The sequence below is a fragment of the Amycolatopsis sp. NPDC057786 genome (genome assembly GCF_042797905.1).
GTDB lineage: Bacteria > Actinomycetota > Actinomycetes > Mycobacteriales > Pseudonocardiaceae > Amycolatopsis.
The window spans coordinates 76,269-91,734 of the sequence record NZ_JBHVKW010000018.1 but is presented as its reverse complement, the minus strand read 5'-3'; the positions used below and the strand labels follow the sequence as shown (position 1 = coordinate 91,734).

Annotated in this window: 14 protein-coding genes; 6 read left to right on the top strand and 8 right to left on the bottom strand. The window is 64.0% G+C overall.

Going from position 1 to position 15,466, the window contains the following annotated elements:
* Positions 1-46 precede the first annotated feature (46 nt).
* Positions 47-718, bottom strand: a complete 672-nt coding sequence (locus tag ACFVM3_RS13670; protein ID WP_378438503.1) for an alpha/beta fold hydrolase — start codon at positions 716-718, stop codon at positions 47-49.
* Between the two features lie 251 nt (positions 719-969).
* Between ACFVM3_RS13670 and ACFVM3_RS13665 the strand changes: the two genes are divergently transcribed.
* Positions 970-1,422 carry a DUF488 family protein gene (locus tag ACFVM3_RS13665; RefSeq protein WP_378438501.1) on the top strand — a complete coding sequence of 151 codons (453 nt, stop codon included), beginning with the start codon at positions 970-972 and terminating at the stop codon, positions 1,420-1,422.
* Here the strand turns inward: ACFVM3_RS13665 and ACFVM3_RS13660 are convergent.
* The 5 genes from ACFVM3_RS13660 to ACFVM3_RS13640 form a co-directional block, all read right to left on the bottom strand.
* A complete protein-coding gene (locus ACFVM3_RS13660; RefSeq protein WP_378438500.1) occupies positions 1,408-2,262 on the bottom strand; it encodes a hypothetical protein in 855 nt (284 codons plus the stop codon). The genes ACFVM3_RS13665 and ACFVM3_RS13660 overlap by 15 nt on opposite strands.
* Positions 2,263-2,345: 83 nt before the next feature.
* Positions 2,346-3,542, bottom strand: coding sequence for an aminotransferase class V-fold PLP-dependent enzyme (locus ACFVM3_RS13655; protein WP_378438498.1), 1,197 nt, complete (start codon positions 3,540-3,542; stop codon positions 2,346-2,348).
* Positions 3,539-4,345: an amino acid ABC transporter ATP-binding protein gene (locus ACFVM3_RS13650; RefSeq protein ID WP_378438496.1), complete on the bottom strand. Its 807-nt coding sequence runs from the start codon at positions 4,343-4,345 to the stop codon at positions 3,539-3,541. Before ACFVM3_RS13650 ends, ACFVM3_RS13655 begins: the two co-directional genes overlap by 4 nt.
* A 2-nt stretch (positions 4,346-4,347) precedes the next feature.
* Positions 4,348-4,992 carry an amino acid ABC transporter permease gene (locus ACFVM3_RS13645; RefSeq protein WP_378438494.1) on the bottom strand — a complete coding sequence of 215 codons (645 nt, stop codon included), beginning with the start codon at positions 4,990-4,992 and terminating at the stop codon, positions 4,348-4,350.
* A 34-nt stretch (positions 4,993-5,026) separates the two neighbouring features.
* Positions 5,027-5,947 carry a transporter substrate-binding domain-containing protein gene (locus ACFVM3_RS13640; RefSeq protein WP_378438492.1) on the bottom strand — a complete coding sequence of 307 codons (921 nt, stop codon included), beginning with the start codon at positions 5,945-5,947 and terminating at the stop codon, positions 5,027-5,029.
* A gap of 501 nt (positions 5,948-6,448) precedes the next feature.
* Here ACFVM3_RS13640 and ACFVM3_RS13635 point away from each other — a divergent pair.
* The gene (locus ACFVM3_RS13635) at positions 6,449-7,681 is read left to right on the top strand and encodes a Shedu immune nuclease family protein (protein ID WP_378438491.1); all 1,233 of its coding nucleotides are present in this window, start codon (positions 6,449-6,451) and stop codon (positions 7,679-7,681) included.
* Between the two features lie 509 nt (positions 7,682-8,190).
* On the opposite strand, the gene ACFVM3_RS13630 is transcribed toward ACFVM3_RS13635, so the two are convergent.
* The gene (locus ACFVM3_RS13630; RefSeq protein ID WP_378438489.1) at positions 8,191-8,946 is read right to left on the bottom strand and encodes a DUF5753 domain-containing protein; all 756 of its coding nucleotides are present in this window, start codon (positions 8,944-8,946) and stop codon (positions 8,191-8,193) included.
* Between the two features lie 682 nt (positions 8,947-9,628).
* A complete protein-coding gene (locus tag ACFVM3_RS13625) occupies positions 9,629-10,024 on the bottom strand; it encodes a hypothetical protein (protein ID WP_378438487.1) in 396 nt (131 codons plus the stop codon).
* A 266-nt stretch (positions 10,025-10,290) separates the two neighbouring features.
* Between ACFVM3_RS13625 and ACFVM3_RS13620 the strand changes: the two genes are divergently transcribed.
* The 4 genes from ACFVM3_RS13620 (at position 10,291) to hisS (ending at position 15,447) form a co-directional block, all read left to right on the top strand.
* On the top strand, positions 10,291-11,604 hold the full coding sequence (locus ACFVM3_RS13620) for an XRE family transcriptional regulator (RefSeq protein WP_378438485.1): 1,314 nt from the start codon (positions 10,291-10,293) through the stop codon (positions 11,602-11,604).
* On the top strand, positions 11,601-12,500 hold the full coding sequence (locus ACFVM3_RS13615; RefSeq protein ID WP_378438483.1) for a phosphotransferase family protein: 900 nt from the start codon (positions 11,601-11,603) through the stop codon (positions 12,498-12,500). The genes ACFVM3_RS13620 and ACFVM3_RS13615 overlap by 4 nt, the downstream gene beginning before the upstream one ends.
* Positions 12,501-12,865: 365 nt before the next feature.
* Entirely contained in the window at positions 12,866-14,068 is a 1,203-nt protein-coding gene (locus tag ACFVM3_RS13610) for a hypothetical protein (protein WP_378438482.1), read from the top strand.
* A 77-nt stretch (positions 14,069-14,145) separates the two neighbouring features.
* Positions 14,146-15,447, top strand: coding sequence for a histidine--tRNA ligase (hisS, locus tag ACFVM3_RS13605; RefSeq protein ID WP_378438480.1), 1,302 nt, complete (start codon positions 14,146-14,148; stop codon positions 15,445-15,447).
* The last annotated feature ends 19 nt before the right edge of the window (positions 15,448-15,466 follow it).

Sequence of the window (15,466 nt, the reverse complement as noted above, 5' to 3'; positions counted from 1 at the left end):
GGCTAGCGGAGCGATCGCATCTCGGCTGGGTGAAGAATCGCCTGGCTCAGGCGGTGACGAACTCAGTGATGCGTTCGGTCCAGGTCTTGATGTCCGCCACCGACGTCGACACGTGGAGCAGGGACCCGGGGATGAGCTCGTGCAGGCGTTCGGCCGTGGACGCGGGGTGCAGGGGATCAGTGTCCCAGGCAAGGATCAGCGTCGGGTGGGTCAACGTCGCGATCGCCTCGGGTGCGGGCAGGTCCGACCTTCCGACGCCTCTCAGAATCGAGGGAAGTAGTTCGTCCGGCACGTCAGGGGAGAACCTGTAATTCGGGTAGCCGGCGAAGATCGGCGGCGGCTCGGCGTGCGCCCATTGCCGGCGCCATTGAGCCGCTCCGACTGCTTCGATGCTGTCCGCGCTGTCGAAGTACCACTGCTTCGCTTGCTCGGCATCAGACGTCCAGGCGACGGGCGGGATCATCAAGACGAGTCGACGGAAGCGGTGCGGGGCCGCGATTGCCGCACGCAGGGCCGTATCGCATCCCAGTGACGATCCGGCGAAGTCCATGGGCTCGGTGATCTTCAGAGCGTCGAGGAGCGCGAGCAGGTCCTGCGCGAAGTTCTCGAAAAGGTAGTCCTCGGTGACTGGACGGCCGGTCGACTGGCCGTGGCCGCGCTGGTCGTAGACCAGCATGCTGCGGCCTTCGCCCAGCGAGTCGAAATCGAAGAGCTCCAAGCTCCGCACGGCTTTCCGGCTCAGCGGAACGCCATGGGCGTAACCGAGCGGGGCCCCGGAACCCTCGAACTGGTAGGCGATCGACGCTCCCGCACGCTCGAAGTACTTGTCGGATGGCACATGCACTCCCTTCCTATACTCTTAGGGGGTATATGTGCCGTAGCGCGCAAAGTGAGCTGTCGACAAGCGGTCCGCTCAGACGGAGTGGGGTTGGGGTCGTCCTGCGGGCGGTCTCATGACAGGCTGTGGGCATGACCAGCAGCGCGACCCGGCTTCGTGACGGCGCCATCGGCGTCGGATACGAGGGACAGGAGATCTCCGAGTTCGTTGACGGGCTCGTGCAGCGTGGCGTGACGCGTCTGGTCGATGTCAGGTTGACGCCGATCTCGCGCAAGAGGGGTTTCAGCAAGACGGCGTTACGTGCCGTGCTGGCCGAGGCCGGGATCGAATACGACCACCGTCGCGAGCTCGGGAACCTCAAAACGAATCGGGCCGGCTTCGCCGGTGACGAGACCGAGCTCAAGCAGGCGAAAGATCGGTACGTCGAGCTGCTGGAGAACACCCAGGCCCAAGCCAGCCTGGACGAGCTCGCTCGCCTGTCTGCCGGTGAACGTGTCGCCGTACTGTGCTTCGAAGCTGATCAGCGGCGGTGCCATCGTGACGTCGTGCTGGCGGAGATCGCCAGCCGCCTACCTCTGAACTGACCGCGGCGGCCAGTAAACGCCGAGGACACTGAACGTCCGGGGATGCGCTGCGACGTTGCCCACGTAGAAGGCGACGTCGCGGTCGGGGCCGCAGACTTCGTGCAAGAACCGCTGCTCGAGCAGTTGGGCCGCGTCGGCGTCGTTCATGCCGCGGAGGTTCCGGATCTGGAACGCGACGAACTCCCAGTCGATGAACCCCTGCTTGTGGCCGTTGCAATCGCGCTCTTCGCACTCGTAGTGGTAGGTGCCGGCGAACCGCGGTGCCCGTAGCGGCGTCCGGTCCTCGTTGCCGAACAGGTCGAGCTGGCCGACGTAGGTGTCGATCTTGGCTTGCTGGGCTTTCGACCAGCCTTGATGCCGGGCAATCCGTAACGCCGTGATCCTCTTCGGACGGATCAGGGCCAGTGACTGCGTGCTCATGGTGGCGCCGCGAACGAGGCGGCACATCGTGGTCTGGTTGCTGATCGCCGGATCGATCCACGGGCGGCGGTGCGACCACTTGGTCAGGTGTTTCCCGAGCCTCAGGGTGGGCATCCGTGGTCGCCAGCTCTCCTGCCTGCTGTCCTGCCTGGCCGGTACTGCCTCGACCGAGACGACGTCGTACTTCGCGAAGCTCGCGTCGGGGCCGAGCTCCCGAAAGTTGATCGGGTAGAGGCGGATCCAGCCTGGGCGATCCGGGTCGAGGCTGAGCCCGGCCACGCAGACCGTTTCGCCGTACTTTTCGGACGGGTTCGGGGCCGCCTTCACGGTGATCAGGACCTGCAGCGTGACGGCATGATCGCCCGCTGGTTTGGCGGTGGGTGTGTCCGGTGGCTGGCCGAACATCGGAAGCTGCGTCATCGGACCTCCCCGATCCGTCCACGTGAACTACCCAACGTAACTCCGGCAGTGTCACCGTGTGAGCGGCCAAAGGGGTGATCTGGTTAGCGCGACAGCGTCGCCACCTCCTCGAGCACCTGGCAGAACCGGTCGATTTCCTCGATCGTGTTGTAGTAGTGGACCGACGCGCGGACGACCTCGTCCAGACCTCGGGTTTCCATGTCCCAGCGCGTCGACGCCACTCGCGAGACACTCACGTTGATGCCGTGGCTCGCCATGAACGCCTTGATCTCCTCGCCGGACAGGCCTTCCGCCGTGAAGGACGTGATACCGCACCGCTCCGAGCCGACGTCACGGACCTCGACTCCGCGGATGGCGCCGAGACGATCACGCAGGCCATCCGCCAGGTGGTAGACCCGATCGCGGATGCGCGGAAGCCCCCAGCCGAGCGCGTAGTCGATCGCTGTACCGAGCCCGATCTTCGCCGCGTAGTTGCACTCCCACGACTCGAATCGGCGCGTCCCTGGCCGGACTTCGTAGCTGTCGCGGGTCACCCAGGTCGCTGCATGCAGGTCGAGCATCGGAGGGCTCAGTTCGTCGAGCCGGTCGGCCCGGACGTACAGCAGGCCGGTGCCGCGCGGCCCGCGGAGGTACTTCCGCCCGGTCAAGGACAGCATGTCGCAGCCGAGGACATCGACGTCGAGCGGCATCTGACCGGCCGACTGGCACGCATCGAGCAGATAGAGGACTCCGGCCTCGCGGGTCACTCTGCCGACCTCGGCCGCTGGGTTGACCAGGCCGCCGTTGGTCGGTACGTGGGTCAGCGACACCAGCCGGACCCTGTCGTCCATCAGCTCGCGAAGGCGCACCACGGACAGCTGTCCCGACTCGTCGTTCGGCGCGACCTCCACCTGAACGCCGTATCTTTGCGCCACCTGCAGATAGGCGATGAAGTTGCTGGCGTACTCGGCTTCGCTGGTCAGGATCCGGTCGCCACGCTGGAACGGGATCGAGTAGAACGCGAGATCCCACGCACGGGTGGCGCTATCGAGGACCGCGAGCTCCGGCGGCGTGCAACCGAGCAGGCGGGCGGCCGAGGTGTACACCCCGCTCACCTCGTCGGCCGCCTCCGCCGCGGCCTCGTAGCCGCCGATGCGGGATTCGAGGCGGAGATGATCGATCACGGCGTCCAGCACGGGCTGCGGCATCAGCGACGATCCCGCGTTATTGAGGTGGATCACCGAAGCGCAGCCCGGCGTCTCTTTGCGGGCCAACTCCACATCGAACGTTTCGCCCGTCATACCGCCTCCTCCCCGCGACGCGGTGCCGGAGCCGAAATCACTGCCGAATGATCAACGAGGCGGAGGAACGACCTGGCTCGTTCCTGCGACGGTCGCGTGAAGAACACGTCCGGAGCGGCCTCCTCGACGATCACCCCGCCGTCCATGAACACGATCCGGTCGGCGACCTCCCGCGCGAAATGCGTCTCATGGGTGACGATCACCATCGTCATGCCATCGCGAGCCAGACTCTGGATGACGTCCAGGACCTCGGCGTGGAGTTCCGGGTCGAGCGCGGAGGTCGGCTCGTCGAAGAGCACGACCTCCGGTTCCATGGCCAGCGCACGGGCGATCGCGACGCGTTGCTTCTGCCCGCCGGAAAGGCGCGACGGGTACTCACCGCTCTTGTCCGCCAGCCCTACCCGGTCCAGAAGTCTTTCCCCCAGCTTCTTTGCCTGGGCCTCGGACAGTTTCCGCACCTGCCGTGGCCCTTCGATCACGTTGCCCAGTGCCGTCATGTGCGGGAAGAGATTGAACTGCTGGAACACCATCCCCGCGTGCCTGCGAGCCCGTTGCTCCAATCGCTTGCGCCCCCGGTCACGTCGAGTTCCGCATTTGAAGTCGCACCCGCAGATCCGCACGTGACCGCCATCGGGCTCCTCCAGGAGGTTCATACACCGGACCAGGGTGGTCTTCCCCGAGCCGGATGGGCCCATCAACACCACCACCTCACCCCGTTCGACGGCGAGGTTCACACCACGCAGTACGTCGAGTTCACCGAAGCTCTTCCGGATGTCCGTCAGTTCGATCGTGAAGTCGTTCATGCTCAGTACGCCCTTCCCAGCCGCCTTTCGAGCATCCCCTGCCCGATGGACAACACCGTGTTGATCATCCAGTACATCAAGGCCGCGACCAGAAATGCTTCCATGTATCGAAAACTGGCGTTGCCCACGCTCTCCGCAACCCGCGTCAGCTCGACTACGGTGACCGCGGATGCCAGTGAGGTGTCCTTCATCAGTGCGATGAACCGGCTACCCACGGCAGGGGTCGCGATTCTGATTGCCTGTGGAAAGACGATCCGCCGGAACGTACGCCAGTACGGCATGCCGATCGACGACGACGCTTCCCACTGTCCTTTGTCGACGCCCAGGATCCCGCCGCGGAAGTTCTCGCTCAGGTAGGCGGCGGAGAACAATGTCAGTGCCAGGATCGCGGAGGGGATAGGTGCCAGCTGGATTCCGAGCTGCGGAAGTCCGAAGTAGAGCAACATGATCTGGATCAGCAGCGGAGTTCCCCGAAACACCGAGACATAGGAGATCGCCACCGCTCTCAGTGCCCGGAAACCGGAGATCCGGGCAAGAGCGATCAGCGCCCCGAGAAGAGATCCGAAAACGAACGATGTCACGCCGAGCAGGACGGTGACACCCAGCCCCTGCAACAACATCGGGAACGCGCCGGCCAGTAGGTCCACGACTTCCTCCTCACCACACGTGTTGACTAACCTCTCAACCTGCCGGCAGCGCCTTCAGTTCGGCCGCCATGTCCAAGCCGCCCAGCCACTTCTGGGAGATCCGCGTGAGCGTTCCATCCGCGATCATCTCGTCGATCGCCTTGTCGACAGCCTGCTTCAGAGCTCCGGAATCCTTCCGGAAGGACATCCCGTTGACCTCGCTTTCGAGCAGGGGGCCGACCGGCTGGACACTCAGGCTGTTCTTGCTCGCCAGATAGGCGCCCTGGAAGCGGGAGACCAGCATGGCGTCGGCGTTGCCACGGGACAGGTCCGTGAGGCCGAGCGTGGCGTTGTCATAGGTCTTCACGCGTACGTCCTGGATCTTTTCCGTGGCGTATTTGTGCTGGGTGGTTCCCGCCGACACTGCGACGGCTTTCCCCTTCAGATCGGCGAGTGAGCTGATCGATGTGTTGCCCGTGGCAACGAAGATCGAGATCCCGTTGACCTCGTAGGGGCGCGAGAAGTCGACTTGCTGTTTGCGTTCGGCGGTGATGGTCTGCCCGGAGATGACCATGTCGAACCGGTCGGCCTTCACGCCCTCGATGAAGGTCTGGAAGCTGGCTTGCACGAACTCGACGCCACTGGCGCCCAGCCGCCTGGCCAGATCGTGCGCCACGTCGACGTCATACCCCGCCGGCGTGCCCGAACCTTCGACGAAGTTCCACGGTGGATTCGCCTGGGTGAGTGCGACACGGATCTTCCCGCCGCTTCGCAGCTTTTGGAGGACGTCGCCGGACGCGGTACTTGAACATGCCGCCACAGAGCCGATCGAAGCGATGACGGCAGCGGACAGGAATGCCCTTCGGGATAGGTGGATTGGTGACTTTCGCATAGCGTCTCCCTCACGAACGAGGGCCTGCGGCGCTGCCGCACGGCGTGCCGCCCGGCGGCGTCCGAAGCTGCCGCCGAGCGTCAAGCGCGGCCCTGTGGTGGTGCACTTACGCGTCACTCGAGTGAGTGGGACTGTATGCCCCCATAGGGTATAGGTCAACACGGTTTGGGTAAGCGCACGGCTAAGTAACCTCGTCGCAACAAGCCAAGCCACCGAAGGAAACCCGATCGATTGTTCGTCCACGAAGTGTCTTAGTAGGACTCTTGGAGGCTGGTTTATGGTGTCGTTGAGGGAAACCGTGTAGACGCTGCACTGGGGTATAGCTGTCGTGTTCGGTTGCGACCCAAGGAGGTCTACTATCGAAGTTTGTAACTCGACTGAGACCGTGCGGTCGGCGGTGAAAGCTGTGACAACCCTTGTCCGCTGCGCGTCACGGGAGGTCGCAGCTCCGGTCTCCGCTGTCGCATATTCGGTCTCGGAGTGGTAACCGCCGTAACGGCAGGTAGTGGGCCTCCGACCCCTGAGGGCAACGGTCTAGCGGTCGTCGAGGTCACTCGGGGCCGGGCAGGGAGCGGGGTGTGAATCGTGAATGTGGACCCGTGGGGCGAAGACGTCGACGAGACGACGTACGCGCAGGGCAGGCTTCCCAGTAGGACCTACGCGTCGGCCAGCTTCCCGATCTCGTGGCCGAACTCCGCAGACAACGGCCAGCCGGCCCGGTTCGTGTGCAAGGTGTTCGATCCCGAGGTGGAGACAACCGCGGAACTTGATGGTGAGCAGTGGCTGGTCTCCGAGTCTCCGGCCGGCCGGTACCAAGTCAAGCTGCTGATCGCGCGGGAAGCGGGCAACGTCCGTGAGCTCTGGGTGCAGCGGGTACCGGCCAAAGGTCAGGGAAAGGTGGAGACGAGGCTGAACCTGAGGCAGCCGGAAGCGGGACGGCTGGTGGAGTTGCTACGCACCCTTGAGTGCATTCCGGTCGACGGCGAGCAGACCGTACGGGTTGATGACTCCCTGGTGCGGGAGCTGTTCGCCAATCCGGAGTCGTTGGCGAAAATCTATCGTGAAGACCCGTCGCAGCTGCGGCAGTTGATCTCCGACGATGAGTCAGCACGCGATGTGATCGCGTTGTCGCATCGCCGCGGTCAGCTGCAGAAGTTCCGGCGTCTGCTGAGTGATGACGACTATTTCGACGCTGAGGTCGAGCAGGCACCCGGGAGGCGGCGGGAGGGGGTGTGGCAAAGGTTCTTCGAGGACAACCCATGGATACTCGGAGTTCCGCTCATCGGCCAGTTGCTCACGTCATGGAGTGACCAGAAGCTGGAACAGGTCGTCGCTGGCGCATCGGTCGTCAGCGTGGGCAAGCGGGCCGACGCGCTGCTCCGTACCTCCGGCCGGATCAAGTCGATGGTGTTCGCCGAGATCAAGACCCATCGCACCGCGCTGCTGTCCGCCAGCGAGTACAGGTCCGGGTGCTGGCCGCCCTCCGACGAGTTGGCTGGCGGAGTAGCACAGGTGCAGGGCACGGTGCATCGAGCGGTGAACGAGATCGGTGAACGCCTCCAAGACGTCGCTCCCGATGGCTCGGACGTGCCAGGCGGGTTCACCTACATGCTCAAGCCCCGGGCATTCCTGGTCATCGGCTCGCTTGACCAACTTCTTGGACATGACGGCGGGCATCATCGCGACCGCATCCGCTCCTTCGAGCTGTATCGGCGACAGCTCCACGAACCCGAAGTGGTGACCTTCGACGAGCTCCTCGCCCGTGCGGAATGGCACGTCACGATGGCTGAAGACGACGCCGCGCCCCGAGAGACTTAGCGTCGGAGGGACCCGGCGCTTGGGTGACCCGCTCGGCCAGTGCTCTGGGCAGGTCGGCATCCGAGGTGTTCTTCGCCGACCGCCCTCCTGAAAGCTGGATGCGAACATGTGTTCTATTGTCGTGCTAGGTTCGTGGTCAAGCGCCGCATGGCGTGCAGGTCAAGGAGGTGGACGGGCTGGGCTGGCTGGTGCGCGAGCGTGTCACCGGGCGTGAGTGGCGCGTCGAGACAAGTGACATGGCGTGGGAAGCTGGAGGCTACGACCTCAGGCGTTTCGAAGTCCACGTCATCGGTGAACGGGTGGTGGGCGCTCCAGACGGTTACCCAGACCGGACGTCCTCCGAGAGCTTCACGAGGGGACGTTGAGGCGGCGGAAGGGTCGCGACGGAGACTGTGCTGTTCGACGACGACGGCGGCAGAGCCGGGCTGGGCCCGCTGGTAAGCGTGCGAAACCTCACTGAGGGGGTCCGCGAAGTCGGCTTCCGCCTTGGCGGCAACGTCGAGTGTGGCCTAAACGGCTGCAAGCGGCTGGAGATTGCCGGCCAGTGTAGTCATCCATGCGATTGATTCATCTGCGTCCAGTGCGTGGGTTTTAAGCTTCTTGAACTCGTCGCTGTAGAACCTGACCTCGCTTTCGTCCTGGGAAAATATAGTCGCGAAGGGTGTTTCGATCTTCGTCAGCGCAGGGAGTTCGGAGTCTTCGAAAAGTCCTACTGGCCCGGGTATGACTGGAACGGGAATGTCTGCTGGTATGATCCTGATGCAACATTGCGAAGTCGATGCCATGAATGCCAGGTGTAATAGCTGGTCTCGTATCATCGAAGCGTCAATTGGTTGACGACACAAGCCTCGCTCATCGAGATAGAAGGTTGCTTGCATGCCGTTGACATTGGAGAACCGTCGCTGCCGGAGTTTTCGTGCTTCGAGCAAGGATTCATGGGCGCAAACGGGGGTGTCGAGCGTCGCGAGTTCAGCTCGGATGTACGACTCGGTCTGGAGAAGGTCTGGTACTCCGGTGGGGTCGAAGATCATCGCGTTCGCCGCTCGCTCCTCGAGTGCGAGCAGTGGGCCGACTTGATCGGGGAACCTTGCAGGGTGCCTTAATGTGCAGGTCTTTGAGGATGCAAGCCCCGCTAGGGTCATTGCGTCTGAGAATTCCCCGGGTGTTGCTTTGATGAGTCCGAGAATAAACGCTACCTCGAAATTGTTCAGGCTCCGGGCGCCCTTCTCAAGTCTCGAAATGCTTGATGACCCGATGCCGGTCATGCGGCTAATGTCGACTGCTTGATACTTTGCACGCTTCCGTATGCGACGTATCTCGCTGCCGAGAAGTCGGCTTGGGAGGGATGGGTCATCTTTGCTCATAGCTGTCTTTCCTTTTGCTGCCTGAATGTTCGCGGGATGTCAGTTCATGATGATCCAAACGCCGCTGCTCTCTGACGCTGCGAAGCTGGATTTGCAGCCTGGCCATATCTCGATACACCAGGTTGAGCCCGACAGAGTACTTCTGCGCAATTGCCCGAACTGATCTCTGGTCTCTTTCATATTCGGCTCGGAGTTGCGCGTCGGTGTATGGTCTGGGCTTGCGTCTTGCTCCTTTGGGGCGGAGTTCGACGCCAGAATTTTCGATTGCCCTCTGTATCCATGAGGGTGACGTCCCGTAGTTCTTTGCGAGTTTCGCCGCGGTGAGGTTGTAGTCGCGCTCGTACTCTCGTGCAACACGTTTCTGTAATTGGGGGCCGTAGACGTGGTGTGCTCGTACCTCGCGGGACGGAAGGTTCACCAATGCCCAGTCAAGGTCGAACGTCGGACGCGTCCTGCTCGACGCCTGAATGTCTGGTCGTTGGGCCTCGTCGCAGTGCGTCGACGAGGAGTTTCCGCTGGTGAACATTGATCCTCTCGATGAGTCCGTACGACGGCGCGAAAAGTGAACGCGAACGCTGCGTTGCTACAGACTTCGACCTGGTGTCCAGAGGAGGCGGTCCGCGCGGGCAATGGCGAGGGAGGGCGCACGGGAAGATTCCGGGGGCGGCAGTTCGTTCAATCGGTCCACAACGTCCGCGAGGCCGCCGTCCTGCTGCCACACGATCTCGTCGTCGGGATTCACCCGAAGCGCGGCGGCATCGCTGCTGTGGCGAACCAAAAGCGCGTCGGCCCATCCGTGCACCCAGGCGCGTACTCCGCGGATCTCGGTGACTTCGCTTGCCGTGACGACGGGGAAGAAGGACCACTGGGCGGTACTTCGAAGATCGATCAGCTTGCGCAGTACCGGGAACTCCTCAACCGCTCGGCGCTCCGCTTCGGGCGCGCTCATGTGCTCGCCAAGGGCAAGGCCCGTGGGCACCGCTGCATTCCGTCCTGTCGACGCCCCGTGGCCACTCCCCGCTCGAAGGCAGGCGTCAGCAGGGTGCAGGTCGGCTGTTCACCCATCGCTCTTGTCCTCGGAGTGGTCATATGTCCACCCTGGTTTCGAGTTGCCACCTGGCGGAACGCCGGATGCCTGGGATGTCAAGGGGAGGATCAGGGGAGGTTTACAGGGAGAGCTCGAAGGAGTAATGGGCCAGTTACTGTGCGATCATCACGAGAGACGAGCACTCCCGGGAGGCGGTCGTGTCTGGACCGAACGATCAACTTCGGCAACTTCGAACGCGCACGGAATCGGCGCAAGTGCCAGGCGAGTTCCTGAGCCGGGCTGAGCTTGCCGAGCAGGTCAACGCCTGGGTGCATGATCATCTGAACCGGAAGATCGAGCTCGACGGCAACTACATCGGCAAGCTGGAACGTGGTGCTATCAGGTGGCCGCAGGCGGACTACCGAGACGGACTTCGCGCTGTGCTCGGCGTCGCTACGGACGCCGAACTCGGCTTTCGTCGGTCACGGTCGAGGGTGGCTAGCCTGGGCACCGTGAAACGGTCCGACTTCTTGCGTGCCGCTCTGGGGGTCACCGCCGGAGCCATGGTGGCCCCGCTGGGCGAGGCGCTGCTGACGCAGCAGCCGACACCGGTTCCCTCCGTCGTCGGTCAAAGGGAGATCGAGCAGGTCCGGACCGCCGCGCAGCTCTTCGGCACTTGGGACCATACGTACGGCGGCGGCCTGGTTCGTGAAGCCGTCGCAGCCCAGCTGCGGTATTCCGCCGGACTTCTCAGCGCCCGGTGCAGCGATCGACTCCACAGCGACCTGCACTCGGCTGTCGGGTTCTTAGGCCACACCGCGGCTTTCATGGCGTTCGATGCCTACGCCCACGACGACGCTCGCCGGATGTTCGAGTTCGCTCTTGGCTGTGCCGAGGAGGCCAACGATTGGCATCTTCGCGCGAAGGTGTTGTCCAGTATGGCCAGGCAAGAAATTTGGTGTGGGAATCCCGATGCCGGGTTGACGCTGGTCGAGCTGGCAATGGTTCGCGCCGACAGGCTCACGGCGTCCGAACGAGCCATGCTGCTGACCGCGCGCGCTCGAGCACTCGCCAAGCTTCACCGGGTCTCTGAAGCTGCATCCACGGTGGGCCTCGCAGATGAGCAGTTCGCCAATGCCGAGCCCGACAACGACCCCGTCTGGATGCGGTACTACGACGAAGCCCAGCATGCCGGCGACACCGGCCACGCTCTTTTCGATCTCGCTGTCGACGGGCGTTTCGTCGGCGAAGCACGCGATCGCCTCGCACTCGCCGTCGCCGGCCATTCTCAACCGTACGCGCGGTCGCGCGCCATCTCCGGTATCAAGCTGGCCTCGCTGACGATGCGCGCGGGCGATCCGGTCGAAGCAGCCCAGATCGGGACGCGGGCCTTGCGGGAGGCGGGCACGATCACTTCGAGGCGAGCCGCCGACGACCTGCGGGAGCTGCGCACATTCGCACACGAACACCATCGAGTGGCCGAAGTGGCTGAGCTGCAAAGTGGAATCGGTGATCGGCTCGGGGTCGCGTGACCGGGCTGACTGACGAACAGGACGCCCTGAATCTACTGACACGCGCGTGCGCGATCGCGGGACTCGATACGTCGAACGCTTCGGTCATCCGCCTTGGCGAGAACGCGATCATCAGCGTGGCGCACGGCCTGGTCGCCCGAATCGCCCGTACCGGCCAGGTCGCCTCAGCTCGCAAGGAGGTCGAGGTCGCTCGATGGCTGAATGAGGCGCGCATCCCAGCTGTCGAGCTCGCAGGCCCTCCAGGCCAGCCTGTGATCGTGGATGGCCACGCGGTGACGTTCTGGCGAGAACTGCCGCCGCATAAACATGGGACGCCCGTAGAAGTCGCCAAGGCGCTCCGGCGGCTCCATGATGCCGACCCACCCCGAACCTTCGAACTCTCAGAGATTCAGCCCTTTGTGAGGCTCGCCGAGCGGATCGATCTGGCAACGACGCTCAACTCGTCGGACCGGGACTGGATGCGGGACTTGCTCGGAGATCTCAAAGACCGTTGGGTCCGTCGTCCAGACGGCTTGCCATGGTGTGTCGTACACGGCGACGCCTGGGTAGGCAACGTCGTGTCGACCGCTGATGATCGCGTCGTCTTCCTCGATCTCGAGCGGGCCGCGATGGGCCCGCCTGAATGGGACCTCGTGCACACGGCGATCAAGTACCGATCCTTCGCTTGGATAAGCCGGGAAGAATACGACGGCTTCTGCGCCACCTACGGACACGACGTGAGTCAGTGGGACGGCTTCGATCTGTTCAGAGACATCCGTGAGTTCCGGATGACGTGCATGGCGGTGCAAGTCGCAGCGCGAAACCGCGCGGCACAGGAGCAGGCGGTATGGCGTCTCGAATGTCTTCAGGGCAAGCACGGAGAGCGCCCCTGGCACGGCTGGCGTGCTCTGCCGTAAGCCTCACGTCTGTGCCCGCGCCGAGTACTGATTTCGCTTCAACTGCGCGGTGTTCACAGCTGGTGATCGCCTTATTACCTTCGATGGAGTCGAGCTTTTCCGAGCCCATTGGAGGTCCTGCTGTGTCTGTACCCCTTGTTACCCAGTCGGAGGCGGTCGCCGCGTCAGACGAGCGGCTTGAAGTGACCGAGCTGGCGGCCCTGGTCGCCGAGACGATTCCCGTCCGGAACGGACTGGATCGGATGACGCCGTCGCGCCTCGAGGAGTTCATGACGCCGGTCGCACTGACCGCGCACCTGTAGGGCGATGGGACCGCGAGCTGGAAGGACGTTCTTTTGATGACTAGTGATCGGCAACGTGTCAGCTTGGAGTTCACTGCCGGCCCGCGGTCCCTCAAGCCACCTGAGGCGTGGTCGCTGGCGGACATGCTGTTGGCGAACCAGTTGCCGCCTTCGTTGTTTCAAGCCTATGTCGTCGACGATCAAGAGGGATTGCGGCCGACGCCGATGACGACGGTGCTGAACGAGGTGCCGGCGGCTCACCGGGTAGTGCTGCGGTGCATCCGGAACACCGACATCACCACACTTCGAGCCCCTCAGGTTGACCTCGTCGCCCACGACGAGAATCCGGTTGTGGCACTGCCGGATCTCGACGTGGGCAGCCACCAGCCGATGGCACGGGCACATCTCGTAAACGAGACCATGTTGCGGGAGATGGTGGCGAGCAGGATCGGTCACTTCCTTGCCCAGTACGAAGTCACCGGACCGATCATGGCCGGGATCTCCGGCGGCGGGGACAGCAATACCTTGGTCAACGGACTCAAGCAGTTCGTTTCCGCGACCGGGCAGCCGGCCGGCAACGTCGTCTGCTTCACGCTGGCGATGGAGCCCTTGTGGCCGGAGTCCGCGGTCGATCGTGCTCGAGAGCTGTGCGAGAGCGCGGGGTTCGAGCACGTGGTCCTGTACGCGCAGGACATGGCGGATCTACTCGGCATGACGAAGTCCCCGGCGGAGTTGTGGGAGTCGTTCAGGAGGGATTTCGGCCCGGACACCGTGCACTTCTTCGGGACGTTTTTCGTGAACCTGGTCGGGCGGCGCCTGTGCACGGATCGGGGAGCTCGCTCGCTGGCGGTCGGCTACAACCGGGAGGACCTGGCGGCCGAGCTGCTGTTCTGTCTGTTCAACGGCCGTAAGCCTCTTCCTTATCCGGTCCGGCGGATGGGCACGGTGGACTGCTTGTTCCCGCTGTGGGAGATCCCGAAGTACCTGCTGGACGCCTGCTATCCGCGCTACAGCGCGAGCAACTACCGAGAGCGGGTGGACTCCACGACGCCGCAGCGGTCGGCGATCTACGTCCTGGCGCACGCCCTCGACGCGCTCAACCCGCAACTGTCGTTGTCCCTGCTCAAAGGTGTCTCGAAGCTCATGAACGACGTCGGCGGCTGGGAGCCGCTGAACCCGATCGAGGGCACGCCACTGATGCGGACCGGGCTCAGCGACGAGGGCAGCGAGCGGCAGGTGCTCAGCCTGCTGCGGGAGTTCTTCGGGGACTGGCACGAAGCATCCTGACTGGGGCCGGTCCCGTCACCAGGTCGGGTGTTCGGCCAGAATGACCATTCAATCCACTACGTGTGAAGGGCTGGTTCATGGCGAAGGTCGAGCCACCATCAGGTACCCGCGACTTCGTAGGCGACGAGGTTCGTCGCCGGAAGCTCGCGTTCGACCGGGTGAGCACGATCTTCGAGCATCATGGTTTCCAGCCCTTGACCACACCGGTGTTCGAGCGGCTCGAGGTCTTCGCCGGGAAACTCGGGGAGGAGGCGAGCAGCCTCATCTTCAAGATCCTCAAGCGCGGTGTCCACGAGGCGACCGGAGAAGCCGACCTGGCTTTGCGCTACGACCACACCGTCCCGGCCGTCCGCGCGGTGGTCACTCATGGGAGCCGGTTGTCGCTGCCGTTCAAGCGGTACGTCATCGACAACGTGTGGAGGGCGGATCGCGCCGCCCGCGGGCGATTCCGCGAGTTCGTCCAATGCGACATCGACATCTTCGGCTCGGCGTCTCCGTTGGCCGACGCCGAGATCGTGTGGGCGATCAACAGCGGACTCGAGGCACTCGGCGTCAAGGAGTTCGTCTTCCAGCTCAACTCCCGGCTGGCACTGGCCGGTCTGCTGGAGGCCTACGGCATCCCGGACGAGCTGGGCACGCGCGTGCTCGGATCACTGGACAAGCTGGACAAGGCCGCCCCGGAGGCTGTGATCGCCGAGCTGGTCGAGCGCGGTCTGACCACGACCGTCGCTGAGAGTTTGGTCGCTGACGTGATCGCTCCGGACAGCGAGCGGGTGCGCGAGCAGCTTGGCACCACCGAGCGCGGCCGCGCCGGTCTGGCCGAGGTCGACCGCTTGCTCGCCTTGACCGAGGACCTTCCGGCGGGCCGTGTCCGGTTCACGCCGCGCATGGTGCGCGGCTTGGACTACTACACCGGTCCCATCTGGGAAGTCTCCGCAGTGGGGTACCCCGGCTCGATCGCGTCAGGAGGTCGCTACGACCAGCTGGTCGCCAAGCTCGGCGGGCCGGACATGCCGGCCTGCGGCGGTTCGATCGGCCTGGAACGCATCCTCGCGATCCAGGAGGCCGAAGCGCCGACGGAACAGGGCCTCGACGTCGCCCTGACCGTCCTTGGCGCTGAACGCGAGATCGTGAGCTTGGCCGGCCAGCTCCGCGGCCGCGGCCTGCGCACGGCTGTCTACCTCGGCTCCTCCGGCAAGCTGGCGAAGCAGATGAAGTGGGCCAACGAGCAGCGTTCCCGCTGGGTCCTGCTCTACGGCCCGGACGAGCAGGAACGTGGGACGGTGACCGTGCGGGACATGGAGTCCGGCGAACAGAGCCAGGTTGCGTTCGCCGACGTCGCCGCAAACCTCGCGGGACGGATGGCGTCGAACCCGTAGGCGCCTCTCCGCAGTCGAC

Bases quoted from the DNA above. Each gene is read 5' to 3' on its own strand.
- ACFVM3_RS13660 (WP_378438500.1), bottom strand. From the start codon at position 2,262: ATGACGCAGCTTCCGATGTTCGGCCAGCCACCGGACACACCCACCGCC.
- ACFVM3_RS13655 (WP_378438498.1), bottom strand. From the start codon at position 3,542: ATGACGGGCGAAACGTTCGATGTGGAGTTGGCCCGCAAAGAGACGCCG.
- ACFVM3_RS13630 (WP_378438489.1), bottom strand. From the start codon at position 8,946: ATGACCGGCATCGGGTCATCAAGCATTTCGAGACTTGAGAAGGGCGCC.
- ACFVM3_RS13665 (WP_378438501.1), top strand. From the start codon at position 970: ATGACCAGCAGCGCGACCCGGCTTCGTGACGGCGCCATCGGCGTCGGA.
- ACFVM3_RS13650 (WP_378438496.1), bottom strand. From the start codon at position 4,345: ATGAACGACTTCACGATCGAACTGACGGACATCCGGAAGAGCTTCGGT.
- hisS (WP_378438480.1), top strand. From the start codon at position 14,146: ATGGCGAAGGTCGAGCCACCATCAGGTACCCGCGACTTCGTAGGCGAC.